At 44.8% G+C, this 18,207-nt stretch carries 18 protein-coding genes; 10 read left to right on the forward strand and 8 right to left on the reverse strand.

What is annotated here, in order from left to right:
• Positions 1–228 precede the first annotated feature (228 nt).
• The 6 genes from L2730_RS20970 to L2730_RS20995 all read left to right on the forward strand — a co-directional run bounded on the left by L2730_RS20970 (position 229) and on the right by L2730_RS20995 (position 6,755).
• Positions 229–906, forward strand: coding sequence for a class I SAM-dependent methyltransferase (locus L2730_RS20970; protein WP_248976367.1), 678 nt, complete (start codon positions 229–231; stop codon positions 904–906).
• 45 nt (positions 907–951) lie between these two features.
• Positions 952–1,482, forward strand: coding sequence for a Der GTPase-activating protein YihI (gene yihI / locus L2730_RS20975; protein ID WP_248976368.1), 531 nt, complete (start codon positions 952–954; stop codon positions 1,480–1,482).
• 99 nt (positions 1,483–1,581) lie between these two features.
• Positions 1,582–2,049 (forward strand): DUF2489 domain-containing protein, encoded by a 468-nt coding sequence (locus tag L2730_RS20980; RefSeq protein WP_020915020.1) that lies wholly within the window; start codon positions 1,582–1,584, stop codon positions 2,047–2,049.
• A 264-nt stretch (positions 2,050–2,313) separates the two neighbouring features.
• Positions 2,314–3,690: an oxygen-independent coproporphyrinogen III oxidase gene (gene hemN / locus L2730_RS20985; protein WP_283105817.1), complete on the forward strand. Its 1,377-nt coding sequence runs from the start codon at positions 2,314–2,316 to the stop codon at positions 3,688–3,690.
• A 194-nt stretch (positions 3,691–3,884) separates the two neighbouring features.
• Complete coding sequence (locus L2730_RS20990) at positions 3,885–5,681, forward strand: DUF885 domain-containing protein (protein WP_248976369.1); 1,797 nt, start codon at positions 3,885–3,887, stop codon at positions 5,679–5,681.
• A 96-nt stretch (positions 5,682–5,777) separates the two neighbouring features.
• Positions 5,778–6,755, forward strand: a complete 978-nt coding sequence (locus tag L2730_RS20995; protein ID WP_248976370.1) for an alpha/beta fold hydrolase — start codon at positions 5,778–5,780, stop codon at positions 6,753–6,755.
• 52 nt (positions 6,756–6,807) lie between these two features.
• Here L2730_RS20995 and flhA read toward each other — a convergent pair whose 3' ends face one another.
• From flhA to L2730_RS21035, 8 genes are read right to left on the reverse strand one after another with little or no spacing between them, the layout of a single operon-like run.
• Positions 6,808–8,889, reverse strand: coding sequence for a flagellar biosynthesis protein FlhA (flhA, locus tag L2730_RS21000; protein ID WP_248976371.1), 2,082 nt, complete (start codon positions 8,887–8,889; stop codon positions 6,808–6,810).
• A gap of 15 nt (positions 8,890–8,904) precedes the next feature.
• Positions 8,905–10,038 carry a flagellar biosynthesis protein FlhB gene (gene flhB / locus L2730_RS21005; protein ID WP_248976372.1) on the reverse strand — a complete coding sequence of 378 codons (1,134 nt, stop codon included), beginning with the start codon at positions 10,036–10,038 and terminating at the stop codon, positions 8,905–8,907.
• The gene (gene fliR / locus L2730_RS21010) at positions 10,035–10,814 is read right to left on the reverse strand and encodes a flagellar biosynthetic protein FliR (RefSeq protein ID WP_248976373.1); all 780 of its coding nucleotides are present in this window, start codon (positions 10,812–10,814) and stop codon (positions 10,035–10,037) included. The genes flhB and fliR overlap by 4 nt, the downstream gene beginning before the upstream one ends.
• 46 nt (positions 10,815–10,860) lie before the next feature.
• Positions 10,861–11,130 (reverse strand): flagellar biosynthetic protein FliQ, encoded by a 270-nt coding sequence (locus L2730_RS21015; RefSeq protein ID WP_020915027.1) that lies wholly within the window; start codon positions 11,128–11,130, stop codon positions 10,861–10,863.
• Positions 11,131–11,134: 4 nt separating this feature from the next.
• Positions 11,135–11,275 (reverse strand): hypothetical protein, encoded by a 141-nt coding sequence (locus tag L2730_RS21020; protein WP_248976374.1) that lies wholly within the window; start codon positions 11,273–11,275, stop codon positions 11,135–11,137.
• Positions 11,276–11,315: 40 nt separating this feature from the next.
• A complete protein-coding gene (gene fliP / locus L2730_RS21025; protein WP_248976375.1) occupies positions 11,316–12,044 on the reverse strand; it encodes a flagellar type III secretion system pore protein FliP in 729 nt (242 codons plus the stop codon).
• A gap of 2 nt (positions 12,045–12,046) precedes the next feature.
• Positions 12,047–12,394 carry a flagellar motor switch protein FliN gene (fliN, locus tag L2730_RS21030; RefSeq protein WP_220737232.1) on the reverse strand — a complete coding sequence of 116 codons (348 nt, stop codon included), beginning with the start codon at positions 12,392–12,394 and terminating at the stop codon, positions 12,047–12,049.
• A gap of 4 nt (positions 12,395–12,398) precedes the next feature.
• Positions 12,399–13,268: a FliM/FliN family flagellar motor switch protein gene (locus L2730_RS21035; RefSeq protein WP_248976376.1), complete on the reverse strand. Its 870-nt coding sequence runs from the start codon at positions 13,266–13,268 to the stop codon at positions 12,399–12,401.
• A 614-nt stretch (positions 13,269–13,882) separates the two neighbouring features.
• Between L2730_RS21035 and L2730_RS21040 the strand changes: the two genes are divergently transcribed.
• From L2730_RS21040 to fliF, 4 genes are all read left to right on the forward strand, one after another.
• On the forward strand, positions 13,883–14,710 hold the full coding sequence (locus tag L2730_RS21040) for a MotY family protein (RefSeq protein WP_248976377.1): 828 nt from the start codon (positions 13,883–13,885) through the stop codon (positions 14,708–14,710).
• Entirely contained in the window at positions 14,707–16,014 is a 1,308-nt protein-coding gene (locus L2730_RS21045; RefSeq protein WP_248976378.1) for a sigma-54 interaction domain-containing protein, read from the forward strand. The genes L2730_RS21040 and L2730_RS21045 overlap by 4 nt, the downstream gene beginning before the upstream one ends.
• A gap of 25 nt (positions 16,015–16,039) precedes the next feature.
• Positions 16,040–16,378: a flagellar hook-basal body complex protein FliE gene (gene fliE, locus L2730_RS21050; protein WP_248976379.1), complete on the forward strand. Its 339-nt coding sequence runs from the start codon at positions 16,040–16,042 to the stop codon at positions 16,376–16,378.
• A gap of 80 nt (positions 16,379–16,458) precedes the next feature.
• The gene (fliF, locus tag L2730_RS21055) at positions 16,459–18,174 is read left to right on the forward strand and encodes a flagellar basal-body MS-ring/collar protein FliF (protein WP_248976380.1); all 1,716 of its coding nucleotides are present in this window, start codon (positions 16,459–16,461) and stop codon (positions 18,172–18,174) included.
• Positions 18,175–18,207: the final 33 nt, after the last annotated feature.

The following is an 18,207-nucleotide window of genomic DNA, read 5'->3' on the forward strand; positions in this document are numbered from 1 at the left end:
ACTTCTGCTTTGCATTGGCTTAAAAGGGAATAACCATTTCTTTACCAATGCGCTTTGAATTGAAAAGGCTGAGGGGCTCTGAACTGGTCAAATACTTAATGCAATTGGTATCACTCAAATAGTTGGTTTATATGTTAATATCAAATCAAGTTGCTGAGTGGCCACTCTCGCTTATCTTCAACAGCCTTGGCGGCTATTCTCACCATTAATGTAGCTGGAGTCGTTTTAATGCGTCGATGTCCATTATGTTTTAGTGACAACAATCAGATATTTTTTGAGAATAAAAAACGCTGCTTATATCACTGTCACCACTGTGAACTAGTGTTTGCAGACGCAAATTCACATCTGCCACACACAGCAGAACTGCAAAAGTATCGCTCTGCCAACAATAAGCAAAAATCGCTGTCTCAATTTCTATTCGATTTAGTATTGCAATGTGAAACCACAGACCACCCTCTGCTTGGCCTCAATTTTGGTCGAACCCTTAACCCCAAAAGTTTACGAAGAGTGACTGAACGCGGCCACCAAATAAACCAATACGATCCCAGCCTTGCCCCATGGACTAAGCAGTTAAAGCTGCAATACGATTTCATCTGTTGTTATCGCGTATTTGAGCATTTTAAGTTCCCGCGCAAAGAGTGGGCCTTACTATGTGAGCTAGTTAAGCCTGGTGGTTGGATTGCGATTAACACACCATTACTCACCGATTTAGCCGGGTTTGATAAATGGCATTCTAAAAACAACCTCACCCACGTAAGCTTTTACCAGCAGCAAAGTTTCAAATATCTGGCTGAAAACGTCGGTTTTAAGCTATTATTTGCAGCAAACGATCTCATTCTGGTGCAAAAACCATCAGGATCTGGTATAACACGCGACCAAACTTCAATTGTTGATAGAGACAACTAGTTCTGTCAGCAGCAGAGTCATTTAAGTTATCGAGATAAGCGAATCATGTCCCGTAGTAAGAAAACGCGTAAGAGCAACGAAAATGCTCCAAAATTAGCTCCAAGAACCAAGAAACACGAACGAGTTCTTGCGGGTAAAAAACAGGTTGCTGGCAATAAAGCGGGAAGCCGTCACAACGCTTCGATGATTGAAAACCAAGCCAATGGTGGCAGCGCCAAAAACAGCGACCCTCGTCATGGCAGCAAGAAACCCGTTCAGCTCAATATTGTTAAAGAGAAAAAGGTTGAGAGTAAGCCTAAAGGGCCAAAACTAACTGATGAACAGAAGTTATTAAAGCTCGAGGAAGATCCAAGACTCAATAGCCTGCTAGATATGCTTGAAGAGGGTAAGAGCCTTAACCAAGATGACCAGAAGTGGTTAGATAAGCAATTAACTCAAATTGAAACTCTGTTAGATAAGCTCGGCTTATCTGATGAAGAGGAGCAACCTAAAGCGAAGAAAGCAGTCACTGATGACGACCTATTCGACAAGTTTGAATCTGGTGCCGATCTGCTAAAAGATTACCAGAACGACTAGCTCTCAACATACTGACACTTAATGGCATCTTTATTGATGCCATATTTTTATCTGCTATCCAATTAATTAGAAAACTTTTTAACTGTAACAGGACCTAGCATGACCACAGCGCTTATTGTTATTGGCTTTTTTATTCTCGTTGCCCTCACAGCTTATGCTACCTCGCTACTGCTGCGCTTACGCAAGCAAAACCAAGCTAGGGCGAAGCAGCAACAACAGCAAGCTGAAGCCGCTAAAGCAAAGTCTGAAGAGTTATTAGACAGTATTCGCTACATAGCAGCAGCCATGCTAGAAGAGCGCTGCGAGCTTTCTGAAGGGGTAATGCGCATCGCCAAACTATTCAACTTGGTAGGTATGTCAGAACTTGTTAGCGAGAAGTACCCTGCTACTTTTAAGCATTTTGAAGTAATAAAAGAGCATCCAATTAAAGAGCAGCGTAAAACGCTGTCAAAACAACAACGCATGAAGCTCGACTATACTCGCATGAAATCTGAAGCGGAACTCGAAGTTCAAATACTCGAAGAGGCTAAACAACTTAGCGAATTCGACGCAGCGTCACTGCACTAATCAGCATCAACAACTATGGTTAAAGCTTGTACTATCTCTCTATCTAGATTCTACCCAGATCGCACTTATAGAAGATTTTGATAATATAGGGTGAGTCTGTGCACAAAATCTACTTAACAGCGCAGACATAGAGCTTAAATTCAGCGATATTCTGTTGCTCTTTGTTACCCACATTCCAAATTTACAACATGGATCAAGGTTATTGCACTAATTACGATGCATACTTCACATGTTGCTAAATTACTAAACGTCGGAGGACATGCCTTGAAGCAGCCCACACAAATTAGCTGGGATCAGTCAATGATCGAAAAGTACAATTATAGCGGACCGCGTTATACCTCTTACCCGACGGCGCTAGAGTTCGAAGATTCGTTTACCGAAGATCAATTGCTGACCTCTATCAAAAATAGCAAAAGTGATAAGCTTTCTCTTTATATTCATATCCCATTTTGCGCAAAGCTTTGTTACTACTGTGGCTGTAATAAGGTCATCACACGCCACCAACATAAAGCTGATCAGTACATTGAATACCTAGCTGCTGAAATTGTTAAGCGTGCGCCGTTATTCAAAGACTACTTAGTCACTCAAATTCACTGGGGCGGCGGTACACCAACATTCTTGACTCCAGATCAGATATTAAAACTGTCTGCATTGGTAAAAGCTAACTTTAACGTAGCAGAAGTCGGCGAATACTCAATTGAAGTCGACCCACGTGAAATTGAACTGTCTATGCTAGACACCCTAAAAGAAGCGGGCTTCAACCGTATCTCTATCGGTGTACAAGATTTCAATAAGAAAGTACAAATTGCGGTTAACCGTGAACAAGATGAACAGTTCATTTTTGACCTGATGGCACGCGCTAAAGAGCTAGGCTTTGTTTCTACTAACATCGACCTTATCTACGGCTTGCCACACCAGACTCCGGAGACCTTTGCTGAAACGATGCAACGCGTACTCGATCTCGATCCAGACCGTTTGTCTGTCTTTAACTACGCTCACCTGCCATCGCGTTTTGCAGCGCAGCGTAAGATTAAAGATGAAGATTTAGCATCTCCACAGCAAAAGCTAGATATGTTGCATCAAACAATCGAAACCTTAACGGGGGCCGGTTACCAATATATTGGTATGGATCATTTTGCTAAACCTGATGATGAACTATCAATTCTTCAAAACGAAGGTCGCTTGCACCGTAACTTCCAAGGCTACACCACTCAAGAAGAGTGTGATCTACTTGGTTTAGGTGTTTCTTCAATTAGCCAGATTGGCGATTGTTACGCACAAAACCAGAAAGATGTTCGCCCTTACTTCGAGTCTATCGATGCTAACGGTCATGCACTTTGGAAAGGTTGTGGCTTAAACCGTGACGATGAAATTCGTCGCGTCGTGATTAAGCAGCTTATCTGTCACTTCGACCTAGATATGGCACAAATTGAAGAGAAGCTGAATATCAATTTCGAAGAGTACTTTGTAGAAGACTTAAAGCTACTGCAAACATTCATCGACGATAAGCTAGTCGACATCACAGATAGAAAGATCACCATCAGCCCAACTGGCCGCTTGTTGATCCGTAACATCTGTATCTGTTTTGATGTTTACTACCGTGAGAAAGCAAGACAACAGCAGTTCTCACGCGTTATCTAGTCTAATACTGATTAGGCATTAGATAACCTCATAAAAACCGGCTATGGCCGGTTTTTTTGTATCTGTTGCACAACCGCTTACCAAGTCAGCTCCACTCAACTGACTTAACATTTGGTATAACTTTCCTGCGTGACCTTTAACAACACAATAGGCATAATCGAACTTACAACAATAACAAAAATCACGGATATATCATGTATAAATACCTGCTGCCCTCGGTGTTAATCATCGGCTTAAGCGCCTGTCAAACCGCCGCAACCTCGTCTGTTACCGAATCTAACGTTGCGACGGCGCCAACAGAATCACAGATAAATGCACAACTGCAACAAGCTATCGATACCTCTTGGCAGATCTCTTTAGATGAAAGCCCAAGCCTTGCGTACTCTTTGGGTGATCAATCTGCGGCGGGAAAATTACAAAACTTATCACCAGAGGCGCTAGCATCACTCAATCAACGTCGCATTGAATTACTCGGCCAGATAAAAGCACTAAACCGAGCAGAGTTAAGTGCTGACGACGTTATTAATGCTAAAATCCTGCAGGACCAAGTACAGAATAGTGTTGACCAATATCGCTATAAAGATCACTACATCCCTCTGTCTGCAGAAAGCGGCTTTCATGCCTATGTAGCGTCAATCTCTAAAGGGCGATTTGCAAAAGTTGAAGACTATCAAAACTACATCAACCAACTTAAAGCGCTACCGACTTACTTTGCTCAGCAAACTTATTGGTTAAAGCAGGGGTTAGCAGCAGGTATCACACCAGCAAAAGTCACCCTTAATGGATTTGAAACTAGCATTAGCGCTTTCATCGTGCCAGCTGAAGAGAGTGGTTATTTCGCCCCTTTTACTGAGTATCCAGAGTATTTCACTGCCGCAGAAAAAGCAGCGCTCACCGAGCAAGGCTTAGCCTTGGTTGCAAATACCGTGCTACCAGAATATCAAGCGTTTTACGACTTCATGGTCAATGAGTATATTCCCAATGCCCGTACTGACATCGCCGCTTCAAAGCTGCCCGACGGTGAAGCATTCTACGAAAATAGAGTGCGTTACTACACCACCTTAGATATGACTTCTGATGAAGTGCACCAACTAGGCTTAAGCGAAGTTAAACGTATTCGTGCCGAGATGCAGCAGATTATCGATGAGTTAGAATTTGAAGGTAACTTTGCTGAGTTCCTCCACTTTCTCAGAACCGATCCACAGTTTTACCCTAAAACAGCTGAGGAGCTACTCAAAGAAGCTGCCTACATCGCTAAGAAAGCCGATGCCATGCTACCTAAGTACTTTGGTAAACTGCCACGCCAACCTTACGGTATAGCTCCTGTGCCTGCGGAAATAGCACCTAAGTATACAACCGGCAGGTATTCCGGCTCTAATCGAGATGATGAAGCTGGTTACTACTGGGTCAATACCTATGCACTCGATAAACGTCCACAGTATGAGATGGAAGCCCTAACATTGCACGAAGCGGTGCCCGGTCATCATCTACAGATAGCATTAAATCGTGAGCTAACCGATCTACCTGATTTTAGACGCTATAGCTATATATCAGCATTTGGCGAAGGTTGGGGGCTTTACTCTGAGTACCTTGGGTTAGAAGCGGGTTTTTACCAAGATCCATACAGTAACTTTGGCCGCCTAACCTATGAGATGTGGCGCGCAGCGCGTTTAGTTGTTGATACAGGCATGCATGCCAAAGGTTGGAGCCGTCAACAAGCAATGGACTTTATGGCGAGCAATACCGCCCTATCGCTGCACAATGTTACCACCGAAATTGATAGATATATCTCTTGGCCTGGACAGGCTCTGTCTTACAAAATTGGTGAGTTGACCATTAAACGTTTGCGCGCTCAAGCCGAACAAGCGCTAGGCGAAAATTTCGATATTCGAGCTTTTCACGATGCAGTATTAGCCAATGGTTCAGTGCCGATGTCGATTCTTGAGCAACAAATTAACGACTTCATCAAACAACAGCAAGCCGCACTATAATAACAATCAGTATATAGATGGCCGCAACAAGCGGCCATTTTATCCCCACAAGGAGTTTGCTACACTGCTGCTAACCTTATTCTTTAGATAATCATTATGCCGAATGCCGCTGAGCCCGCTCCATCATTAAGCACTGCCATTTCCTTTTCATCAGAGCATCACCTTAATAGCCCAGAACAAACTGCATTTTGGCAGCAAGTGACTCAATCAAGTTTCAAAGCGAACGATGATGTCAGCCTCGCTTACGCCTGCATTATCAACCCAAATAGCATAGGTACAATTGTCCTAAGTAGCGGTCGCGTTGAGTCCTATTTGAAATATAAAGAGTTGATGTTTGATCTGTACCAGCAGGGGTACAGTTTATTTGCCATCGACCATCGTGGGCAGGGGCTTTCCAGCAGAACAACCACAGATCCACATAAAGGACATATCGACAAGTTCCAGCGTTATGTCGACGACTTTGGTGATTTTATCGACAAAGTTGTTAAACCACAGCCTGAAGAAGATTACTTTCTAGTGGGACATTCTATGGGAGGCGCAATTGGCACTTTATACATAGCACAGCATTCAGGAGTGTTTAAAGCCGCGGCTTTTTCGGCACCTATGTATGGCATTAAACTACCTTTACCTAAACGCTTTATTCGTTGGTTAGCAGCACGACTCGATAACCACAACAAACAGCAACCAAATTATGTGCTGGGTGGTAAAGGTTACCATGCCGATGAGTTCGACAAGAACGATCTTACCAACAGTAAATTACGTTACCAAGATTATCGCAAACTCTATGAGCAAGAGCCCAAGTTACAACTTGGTTCGCCGACTAACCATTGGTTGGTTGAGTCAATCAACGCCGGCGATGATGCCATTAAAGCCGCACAGAAGATCGATATCCCCTTGCTAATCTTGCAAGCTGAAGAAGACACCATTGTCAGTAATGCAGCTCAGAAACAAGCGGCTATCGGCCAATGTAAGCTGCTCAAAATTCCCTATGCTCGCCATGAAATCTTTATGGAGCGCGATAATGCCAGAAACCTCGCCCTTAGCGCGCTGCTGGCATTTCTACAGCAAGCTTAGCCTACACTCATACTCAGCAGCTATTTGACCTAATGGGTCAAATAGCAGTGCATTATCCTAACTGCCCCGCCACCATTAGCTCCCGAGTTTCGGGGATCTCATTGTAAGACAACACATGTAGGCCACGGGCAAATGCCAATGCATAACGGGCAAGAATGGGTCTTAACTGCGGAGAGACGAGCAACAATGGACTATGGCCATGCTCTTTGGCTTGCGCCAGTAGTTGTGGCATTCTTTGTTGTAATTGCGCCAGTAATTGCGGATCTACAGGAAAACTATCCAGTGCAACTTTACCTTGTTGCTGTGCTTGATTGAGTGCCGAGATCAGAGTCTGCTCCAGCTCCGGCGCTAATGTCATCACATTCAATTTTGGATCCGCCCCAACAATTGAGTGCAAAATGGTATTTCTCAATGCACAGCGCACATCTGCCGCCAGCAATACTGGATCTTTACTATTCTCGCTGCAATCAAGCAAGGTAGTGGCAATGGTGCGAATATCTTTCAAAGAGACCTGCTCTTTCAACAGCAACCTAAATACTTTGAGCTGTAAAATAGGAGGTAGTGCAGTATTAAGCGACTCTGCAAGCTTAGGTGACTGTTTCGCTAGGCGATCGCTCAATGCCAGAACGTCATCATGCTGCAACATATCAGGTAACGACTCTCGGATCAGTTTACTCACATGGGTTGCAATAACAGTGGCGTTATCCACCACCGAATATCCGAGGTTAAGCGCGTTCGCTTTAGCTTCCTGCTCAATCCAGATTGCGTCCATTTGATAGGCAGGCTCTTTGGTAATGACGCCATCGATATCCCCAAAAACAGGGCCACTTTTAATCGCCATCAAACGTTCAGGGTCGAGTTCAGCAGACACTACGGGATTACCCATTAAACTGATTTGATAGGCATTCGGTGCTAACGATAAATTATCCCTAACTCTGACTTCTGCCAGGAGAAAACCTGCCTGTTCAGACAGCGTTCTGCGGATCCCGGTTAAGCGTTTTTGCAGCTCAGCTCCTTTGCTGCGCTCAACTAAATGTACCAAACGGTAACCTAATCGCACCTCGATAAGATCGGTAAAAGGAAGTGCATCCCAACTTGGCGCTGACGGCTCACTCAGGTTACTCTCAATTTGCGCTTCAACCTTGGATTCTGCAATCACAGGACTGCGCTGACTCTGTTTCCAGGCAGAAAAACCAAGTAAAGCAGCAAAGGCTAGAAAAACAAAAGTGGGCATTCCAGGTACTAAGCCTAAAATCAGCATCACGATGGCGGCCGTAGCTAATGTTTTGGGGTTCGCCAGAAGTTGTTGTCGCAACTGCTCAGGCATCTCTTCAGCGTCCGAGACACGAGTAACAATGATCGCCGCGGCTGTCGCTAATAACAGTGATGGGATCTGTGCGACTAAGCCATCACCAATAGTTAGTAAGGCAAAGGTTTTAAAGGCTTCAGCTGCACTCAAGTCATGCATGAAGACACCAATAGCAAGACCACCGAGCATATTAATCGCTAAGATCAAGATCCCCGCAATCGCATCACCACGAACAAACTTAGACGCGCCATCCATTGAGCCATAAAAGTCGGCTTCACGAGCAACCTCTTGTCGACGATCTCTGGCTTGTTCTTGGGTTAAAATCCCGGCATTAAGATCGGCATCGATGGCCATCTGCTTACCAGGTAGTGCATCCAGTGTAAATCGAGCAGAGACTTCAGATATGCGCTCGCCACCCTTAGTGATCACCACGAAATTGATGATCATTAAGATCAAAAAGATTACCGCACCAACAACATAGTTACCGCCAATCACCACCTCACCAAAGGCTTGGATCACTTTACCCGCAGCATCGCCACCTTGATGACCTTCAATCAATACCACACGGGTTGAGGCAACGTTCAAAGTTAAGCGTAGCAGTGTCGCCAATAACAGTACTGTCGGAAAGACCGAGAACTCCAAAGGGCGACGAATCGATACACCGACGAGTAACACCATCACAGCCAATACAATGTTAAAAGTAAACAATATATCCAGCAGGAATGGCGGCAACGGTAATATCACCATCGCTAGAATGGTCAGAAGCATTATCGGAATGCCAATATAACTTGGACTGCCGGAAAAAGTGCGCGAGAACCAGTTCATGAAATCAAATATCCTTTAGTCGTGTCGTAAATTTTTCGGAATAAAAAAGTGGGGTAATGGATCAGGCTTAGCCTGTTTGCCCTGCCTAGAGGCTTTGATTTGCAGTACATACGTAAGCACATGGGCAATGGCGATAAATAGCGCCGCCGGGATCTGTTGATCTACCTTAGTAGAGTAATAAATGGCACGGGTAAGCGGCGGTAACTCAATCACCTCCACATCGTGACGCTGAGCCACTTCGCGCATATGCAGTGCCAGTTCATCAGTGCCTTTAGTCAGCACATAGGGCGCATCTGCTTTATCAATGTCATATTTAAGCGCTACTGCATAGTGAGTCGGGTTAACCAGCAACACATCAGCTTTAGGCACTGAGATATCGGCTCTAGAGCGGCTAATACGTTGCTGCATCTGGCGTATTTTCGCTTTGATTTCAGGTTTACCGTCTTGCTGCTTATGTTCATCTTTAACCTCTTGCAGCGACATTTTTAGTTCATTGTGGTGATGCCAGTATTGATATGGCACATCGATAAAGGTGATAAGCAGTAATCCAAGGCCCAGAAACAACATCCCCAGTGACAGCATATCGATGACTTTTGATACCGCCTCATCAACTGGTAACTGATTAAAGGTCAGCAGTGTTTGTAGGTTTTTTTCAAGAAAAAACCACATAATCCCCACCAACAACACAATTTTCAAAATCGATTTAACCAGCTCAACTAATGACTTAACTGAAGCCATCCGCCCCAAGCCTGCAATAGGATCGATACGGCTGTATTTGAAGCTGGCATTTTTAAAATTAAATACTGGCCCGCCGGGCATCGCGCCTGCCACCATGGCAATCAGAGCAACCATCAAAAAAAGTGGCCCGAGAATGTTTAGTATTTCTAATAAGGATTGCGCTAAGTGGCGCGTCATCATTCCAGGCTCATCCAGCTGCGCCTTAGTCAGTAACATATTGGTGCGGGTCATTTTTGCCACTTTAGCTGCAATCCAATCAGCACTGGTGGTCAGCATTATTGAGCAACCAATAATTAGCGCCGTAGAAGCTAAGTCTTTTGAACGCGGAACCTGGCCTTCATCTTTAGCCTTTTTAAGCTTCTGCGGCGTGGCTTGTTCTGTTTTGCTTTGCCCGGTGTCTTTATTGCTCATGGCACGCCACCAATAAACTGATACATAGCTGATAACGCATCGAGACATAGGTCGCTATAGCGGCTAGGTAAACCACTAAAGGAGAAGAACACACACAATAAGCCCATTAACATCGACATAGGAAAGCCCAAGGCGAATACATTTAAAGAGGGTGCCGCGCGGCTTAATACGCCAAAAGTGACATTCACCATTAACATGGCCAGTACAGCAGGCAGCGCCAACATGAACGACGCCGCAAAAATCCAGCTGATTCGACCAATTAGACCCATTAAGGGAAGATCAAATACCCCCATTCCAATTGGCCACAACCGAAAGCTATCAACCAAGATACCCAACGCGACAAGATGACCGTCTAGCGCCAGAAAAAGTAGCGTGCCATAGAGTAAAAACCATTGCCCTAAAATGGGGTTAGAGCCGCCATTTGCAGGATCATTCATGATTGCCATCGCCAGCCCCATCTGCATCGACATAATGGCGCCAACCAAGGTCATCACATGGATCATAATGGTCAAAAACAGTGCCAACATAAAGCCAATGAGCAGCTGCTCAATACCAAGAAATAGCGCTTTTATCGAGATCGCATCGACTTCAGGAAAGGGTGGCAAGATAGGGGCAACCAGTACCGAAATGCTGATAGCCAGCAGAATCCGAACCATGACAGGGATATAGGTACTACTGAGGAAGGGCATCACCATAAAAGCCCCCATAATCCGACAGAAAGGCCACCAGAAAGTTGCGATAAAGGTACTAATTTGCACAGCGGTGAGCGACAGCATTAAGCACGTGCCTCCGCCAACATGAGTGCAGAATTCGCCATTTTCATCAACCTATAATATGGGGAATGTTGAGGAATAAGCGCTGAAACAGATCGCTGATCTGCTGCAACAACCACTCGCCAGCAAACAACACCATCAACAAGGTGAGTACCAGTCGTGGCAAAAAGCTAAGCGTTTGCTCATTCACTTGAGTGGCGGCTTGAAACACCGCGATCAATAGGCCCACCAGCAACCCAGGAACCACTAACACACCAACCATGGCCACAACCAAAAAAATCGCCTCAGCAAACATTGATGTCAGTTCATTTACATCCATATGGCTACCCAGCTCCGTGAAGCAAAAAGTTGATCACAAGCGGCCAATCATTCACCATCACTAACCCTGTCATCACCAGCCCAGAAAGTAGAAAACAACGGTCACCTAAAGAGATTGAATCTCGCTGATCTTGCCTAGCACTCATAACTAATTTCCATCCCTATCAAGCCGCTTATTCAAAACTGCTATCCATAACTCGCCACTAAGGTGCTCACAGTCATCGACCAGCCATCCACCAACACGAAAACCATTAACTTGAACGGCAACGAGATAATCAATGGCGAAAGCATCATCATCCCCATCGACATCAACACGCTGGCAACAACCAGATCGATCACCAAAAAGGGCAAGAACAGAAGAAAACCTATCTGAAACGCTGTTTTTAGTTCACTTAAAACAAAGGCAGGCATTAACACAAAGAAAGGGATCTCATCGGCCGTTAATGTAGTTGGCTCATCAGCAATCTTAAGCATCTGCTCAAGGTCAGTCTCACGGGTTTGCGCTAACATAAATTTGCGCAATGGTACCTCCCCTCTCACCACCGCCTCAGTTAACTCAATTTGCCCCTGATCGTAAGGCAGAAATGCATCATCATAAATTGCTTGCCCAACTGGCCGCATAATGAAAATAGTCATCACCAACGCGATACCAATCAATACCTTATTAGGCGGGCTTTGCTGTAACCCCAGTGCTTGGCGCAAAATAGCTAACACTACGATAACTCGCGTAAAACTAGTCAGCATCATCAACAGTGCAGGTAAAAAACTCAATACCGTCATCAAAGCCAGTATCTCTAGCTTTACGTTAACCGATTGAGCCTCTGCACCATCACCTAAGGTAAAAAGCGTGAAACCATCATTAGCATGTGCACCCGTGGAAAAACCAACGAGTAACAGAAGCAAAACTCGCCACATAATTAGTCGTTAGCCCCAGTGAGGCTAATTGCTTCAACTTCGAGTAAACGAACACCATAGCGACCATTCACTTCAACAACTTCACCGCGACCGAGCAAAGCGCCGTTAACTCGAATATCTAACGGCTCACCAACCATTCTGTCGAGAGCAACCACATCTCCCTCGCCCATTTGAGTCAGTTCACCCAATGACATCTCCGCACTCGCCAACTCTAACGTCACCTGGACCGGCAATTGATGGAAGAAAGACATATCTTTTTTAGGCTTTGGCTGGCTACTCACCTCTTTCTCATTGAAAAATTCGTCATCAAGTAGAAAGTCTTCATCTTGCAAAATATTTTGTTCAGCCATTGGATTATTCCTCTAATTGAAAGGCTTCTTGTGTCAATTTGGCAACCATTTGCCCTTCATGAGCGTGGACGGTGGCATAAAATATAGGACGCTTGCCCACAGTAACTGGGCAGCGAGAGTGCAGGTTCATCGGCAATATATCCCCCACTTTAAGCTGCTGTAATCCAGTTACCGGTAAACTCTGCTGTCCAAGCTCAAGCATGACTCTAAACGGAAGTTGTGTAAGGCTTTTCGATAGCTTCTCATTTAAAGCTGGATCGGCTTGATACTGACTCGGTTGTTCAGCCATCAAACCTAAAAGGTGCTCAGCCAAATAGAAGCTGATCCCTGGTCCACTATGCACTTTGGGGAAATTTAACTCGCAACACACAGGGGCTTTTATCGGGGTAGTGTTAGTGACGAGTTCAAGTTCTAACTCTTCAGCATCAATCCGGGCAACAGGTAAGGTATTTATCGCTGCCAACATCAGCCTTTTTACCAGACGGAACTCTGACTGGCTCGGCGACCTCAGCGGCGATTTAGGTGCACTAGAAAAGCTACCGTAATAACCACTTGCCAACTGATCTAACGTGCACTTGTCTATTTTCCACCAGCCTAGCTCCACACGCTGATAACTCAGCAGGAACCAAGCATGGTGTAGCTCTGGCACTACAGCTTCAGATTTAGCCGATAGCGATACCTGAGACAAAGCATGGTGCCCTTGACGAATGATTGGGTTCAGTAACTCATTGACGGCATCCATCATAGGTCGCTGACTATCAGTAAGCTGTATCAATAATCGGCTTCTAGCTAACTTTTCCTTTAATAAGGCAACAGGTCTCACCTCAACGTTATGAGATAATTTCACCAGCTTTGCTTTTGCGGTTGTTTTCATTATAAACCTTGTAACAAAGAACACTGCCAAATATCCGACAGCAACCAGTTAATAGTTATTTAATTGACTAATGACAACTTAATGGCGCGACAATTAAATATAGAGATGCATAGTAATATTTAATAGCGACAATTAAAACTCAAAAGTTTCAAATTAAAAAATACTTCACACTTAAATTTTTAATCCGCAATTAAAGCGACCGTATTCATAAAAACTTTAATTTTATTTTCATTTTTTTCAAATTCCTTTCAAAAAACCAACCGCACGCAATAAAACATCATAAAAACAATGAAAAGCGCCATATCTCGCTAATAAAACACTAAAGTAAAAACTAGCTTTGTTACACTTTGTATATAATTACACTGCACATTTCAATTATTAAAAAATAAAACATCGAATTACTCTCAAGTATAGATATAAATTTCATAATAAATGGAACAAAATGTTTTACATGCTTGTTCATTGCGTGTTTAATTGGCAACCTTACGAATTAGAACAAAATAAATAACAAGAGTTGCCGAAGAGAATTAACTGAGGGTTATTAACAATTGAAACTACTAGCTTATATATTAAACTGCTTATTAGTTATTTATATTTCTCTCATAAATAGTGCAATGGCAGTGACAACAAACTACCAAACTCCTTTAGAGCAATCACAATGGTTATTTGCAGGAGATGTCTTTGGTTGTTCTATCACCCATAATGTCCAAAGCTTTGGTTCATTATCGCTGACGGCCATGCCAGGAGAGCCTTTGGCACTCACATTAGCCGCCGATTGGCTTAGCATGCACGACGTTTCAAGCCAAGCATCAGTCACCTATCCAGCCTGGAAAAGTCAACACTCGGCTCCAGTAGCAGCAACATCGCTAAAGTGGCAGGGAAGTCAGGCTCGCAGTCAGCAATCTATCGCACCATTTTTGGAAGCTCTAGAGCAGGGTTTAGCTTGGAAAGTGACGGTATCAGTCAAGGATGGTAGCCAGTACAGCGTCGACTCCGCACCGGTTGCAACCAAAGCCGTCGCCAATCAATTTCGTTTATGTAGACAAAAACTGCTGCCGAAACCTTTCAGTTACGTACGCCGATTAGATCTCATGTTTGATACCAGCTCAAGCCGTCTCAATTCAGCCCAAAGCACAGACCTATTCGCGGTATATCGCTACATACAAGCTGATCACTCAATTGCTGAGGTGCTCATCGATGGTCATGCTGATGCTTCTGGTGATCGCATCGCCAACTTAGTACTGAGTAAAGAGCGTGCCGATGAAGTGGCTTCAATGCTCATCGAGCTTGGTGTCCCGGCAAAGATGATCCAAGTTAGACACCATGGTACCCGCGCACCAATATCTAGTAACAATAGCCGTCAAGGGCGAGAGTTAAATCGCCGAGTATCGATTCGTTTAGTGAAATCTCAAACGGCCTCTACTACGGGAGCATCCCTATGAACCGTTCGAGTTTAAGGTTTGTCGATTCAAAGTTATCGGAATCAAGCCAAACAAAATTGGCACTGCAAGGGTTTAACCTTTGGCAGCAAGATAGTCAGAATCAGCCTTGGCTAAGTTTGGTTAACTTGTCTAACAGTGACAACAGTGAAGTTGCTCAACGCTTATGCCAGTATCCAGGTAAGCATCAGGTTGCTCTGCTCAACCCAGAGCAAACTGAACTTGCCAGTATCGCCATGCAATCGGGTATACAAGATTACTTATTGTTACCCATCGATGATGAACAACTCAGTTCTCTGCTGCACAGATTGCGTCGTATGGAGCTACCAGAGAATGATCTTGTTAGCGTCGCCTCTGAAAGTCGTCAGCTGTTGATGCTAGCTCATCGTGCTGCAGTTACTGAAGCAACCGTGCTATTAACGGGCGAAAGTGGCACCGGAAAAGAACCGATAGCGCGTTACATCCACCGCCATTCCAATCGAGCCAAACAACCTTTTATTGCCATCAACTGCGCAGCAATACCAGAGAGCATCTTGGAGTCACTACTATTTGGTCATGTAAAAGGTGCCTTCACCGGCGCAATGAGCGATCAGCCCGGTAAGTTCGAGATGGCTAATGGCGGCACGCTGCTGCTTGATGAAATTGGTGAAATGCCACTACTACTGCAAGCCAAGTTACTCCGAGTACTGCAAGAAAGAGAGGTAGAACGTCTAGGTGGCCATAAATCCATTACATTGGATATTCGAGTCATTGCCGCCACCAACAAAGATCTGCGCAGCGCAGTTCAAAATGGTCAATTTAGAGAAGATCTCTTCTATCGTTTAGATGTACTACCACTGAAAATCTTGCCTTTACGTGAGCGCCGGGAAGATATCTTGCCGCTCGCTGAGCACTTTTTACAGAAATACAAAATGCTCGCTGGCGAGCAGACTTGCTACTTCAGCGAACAAGCTCGCAGCCTATTGCTCAGTCACAACTGGCCTGGCAATGTGCGTGAACTAGAGAACACCATTCAAAGAGCCTTGGTGATGCGTAGGGGCCAAGCATTGCAGGCCGCCGAACTTGGTCTGGTTGATCAAGATTCCCAGCCTTATGCAGAGCAAAGTGAGCAAGGCCTTAAAGCATCGAAGCGCCGCGCTGAATTTCAATACATCATCGACACCCTGAGACAGCACAACGGTCATCGTAACCAAACTGCTGCCGCATTGGGAATGACCACAAGAGCCCTCCGCTACAAGCTGGTACAGATGCGCGAAGAAGGTATTGATATCGATCAGATCCTTGCAGAAATAGGCCAGGCGGCTTAACCACTTTTCAAAGAAGAGAAAACTCATGTCCAATGCAATTTCAATAAGCGCCGATTCAATGATGCAACAACTTAGTATCCATAGCGAGATGGCTAAGGGAGCAATCAAAATCAGCCCAAACCCAGCAGATTCAGGCTTCGAAGCGCCCTCTTTTACCGATCTAATGCAAAATAAAGTGTCGGCGATAAATGCCGATCAGAATGCCTCCTCAGCATTAATGCGCGCGGTAGACAGTGGTGCAAGTGATGACTTAGTGGGCGTAATGGTTGCTTCTCAAAAAGCCAGTCTCTCGTTTTCAACCATGATTCAAATTAGAAACCGCTTAGTGCAAGCATTCGATGATGTCATGAAGATGCCAATCTAATGATGCAAATAAAACAAAATCAAAGCAGACATTACCACCTAAATGCTCAAGTGATATTTTCGGGGAAGGATAACTAGACTATGTCGACAACTATAACAGCCGAGGCATCCACACCTGAACCGGCAAATAACAATGCAGCTCTCAATACGCTCAAAGATAAATGGCGAGATTTTAATCGTGGTGACCGACAAGCTGCCGTACTTGCGGTTTTTGCCATCGTAGCAGCTTGCGTCATTGTATTGATGTTATGGAGTGCCAGCCAAGGTTATCGTCCTTTATACGGTAACCAAGAAAATGTTGATACCGCGCAAATCATTGAAGTATTAGAGGCTGAAGGGATCAGTTATCGCCTTGATGCCAGTAGCGGTTTAGTGCTGGTTGTTGAAGACAAACTCGGCCAAGCACGCATGCTACTTGCAGCCCGTGGTGTTAAAGCTAAAGTCCCATCAGGCATGGACTCATTAGAAAACTCAGGTATTGGTACCAGCCAATTTATGGAGCAAGCCAAATATCGTTACAGTTTAGAAGGTGAGCTATCACGCACCATCATGGCACTTAAAGCGGTAAGAAGTGCGCGAGTCCATTTAGCCATACCAAAGAAAACCCTATTTATTCGTCAGCAACCCGAACTGCCCTCAGCGTCAGTGATGCTAGATCTATACTCAGGCAGCAACATTCAACCAGAAAACATCGAGTCCATCGTCAACTTGGTTGCAGGCAGTGTGACCGGAATGACACCAGAACGGGTACAAGTTGTTGACCAAAACGGTAACCATTTGAGTGCTGGAATAAGCGCCAATCAAGACATTACCCAAGCTAGAGATAGACAACTTAAATACACCCAAGAGCTAGAACAAAGTTTGATCGGCCGTGCCTCAAGCATGTTGCAACCGATACTGGGTCAAGATAACTTCCAAGTACAGGTCTCTGCCAAGGTTAACTTTAACCAAGTTGAAGAGACCAAAGAATCACTTGATCCGGTATCAGTGGTAACCCAAGAAAATCAAAGCAGCAATGAAACCAATGCCGACATGGCACTGGGTATTCCAGGCGCACTAAGCAATCAGCCACCCACTGCGACTCCGGAAGAGAGTAATAACCGTCGTAACATCAATCAAAAAGAGAGTAGACAGTTTGATGTAGGTCGCTCTGTAAGGCATACCCGTTTTCAACAGATGCAACTCGAAAACCTATCGGTTTCTGTACTACTCAATAGCCAAGCAGCAGGTACAACGGGCTGGACACAACCACAACTCGAACAACTCAGTAGCATGGTGCAAGATGCCATTGGCTTCTCTCAAGCGAGAGGCGACCAGTTCAGTATCAATAGCTTTGAATTTGCACCTATTACCGTCGCGCAATTTGAGCCTATGCCTTGGTGGCAAGGTGAAAGCTACCAAGCTTATTTACGTTACTTCATCGGCGCTATCTTAGGGCTGGGAATGATCATCTTTGTTCTACGACCGCTGGTTTCACACCTTACGCGCACCGTTGAATATAACCTCAAAGATGATGGCACGACTATAGAGCCCAAGCGCATTCCACCCGCAGAGCTTGCCACTACAGAGCTTGATCGTAAAGCGAGCACTCAAGACGATCCACAAGCTTTAGCCGATAAATTAATGGGGCTAGACAAAGACCCAAGTCACGGAGATTGGAACTCAGATATCGGCCTACCAGCAGCAGGCTCACCACTGGCAGTCAAGATGGAACACCTAAGCTTACTTGCAAATCAAGAGCCCGCAAGAGTGGCTGAAGTGATTGGCCATTGGATCAGTGATAAAGATGAGCATTAACCCTAAGCCCGATGCCATTTTATCTAATCGTAT

The organism is Shewanella kaireitica, assembly GCF_023284045.1.
GTDB classification, from domain to species: domain Bacteria; phylum Pseudomonadota; class Gammaproteobacteria; order Enterobacterales; family Shewanellaceae; genus Shewanella; species Shewanella kaireitica.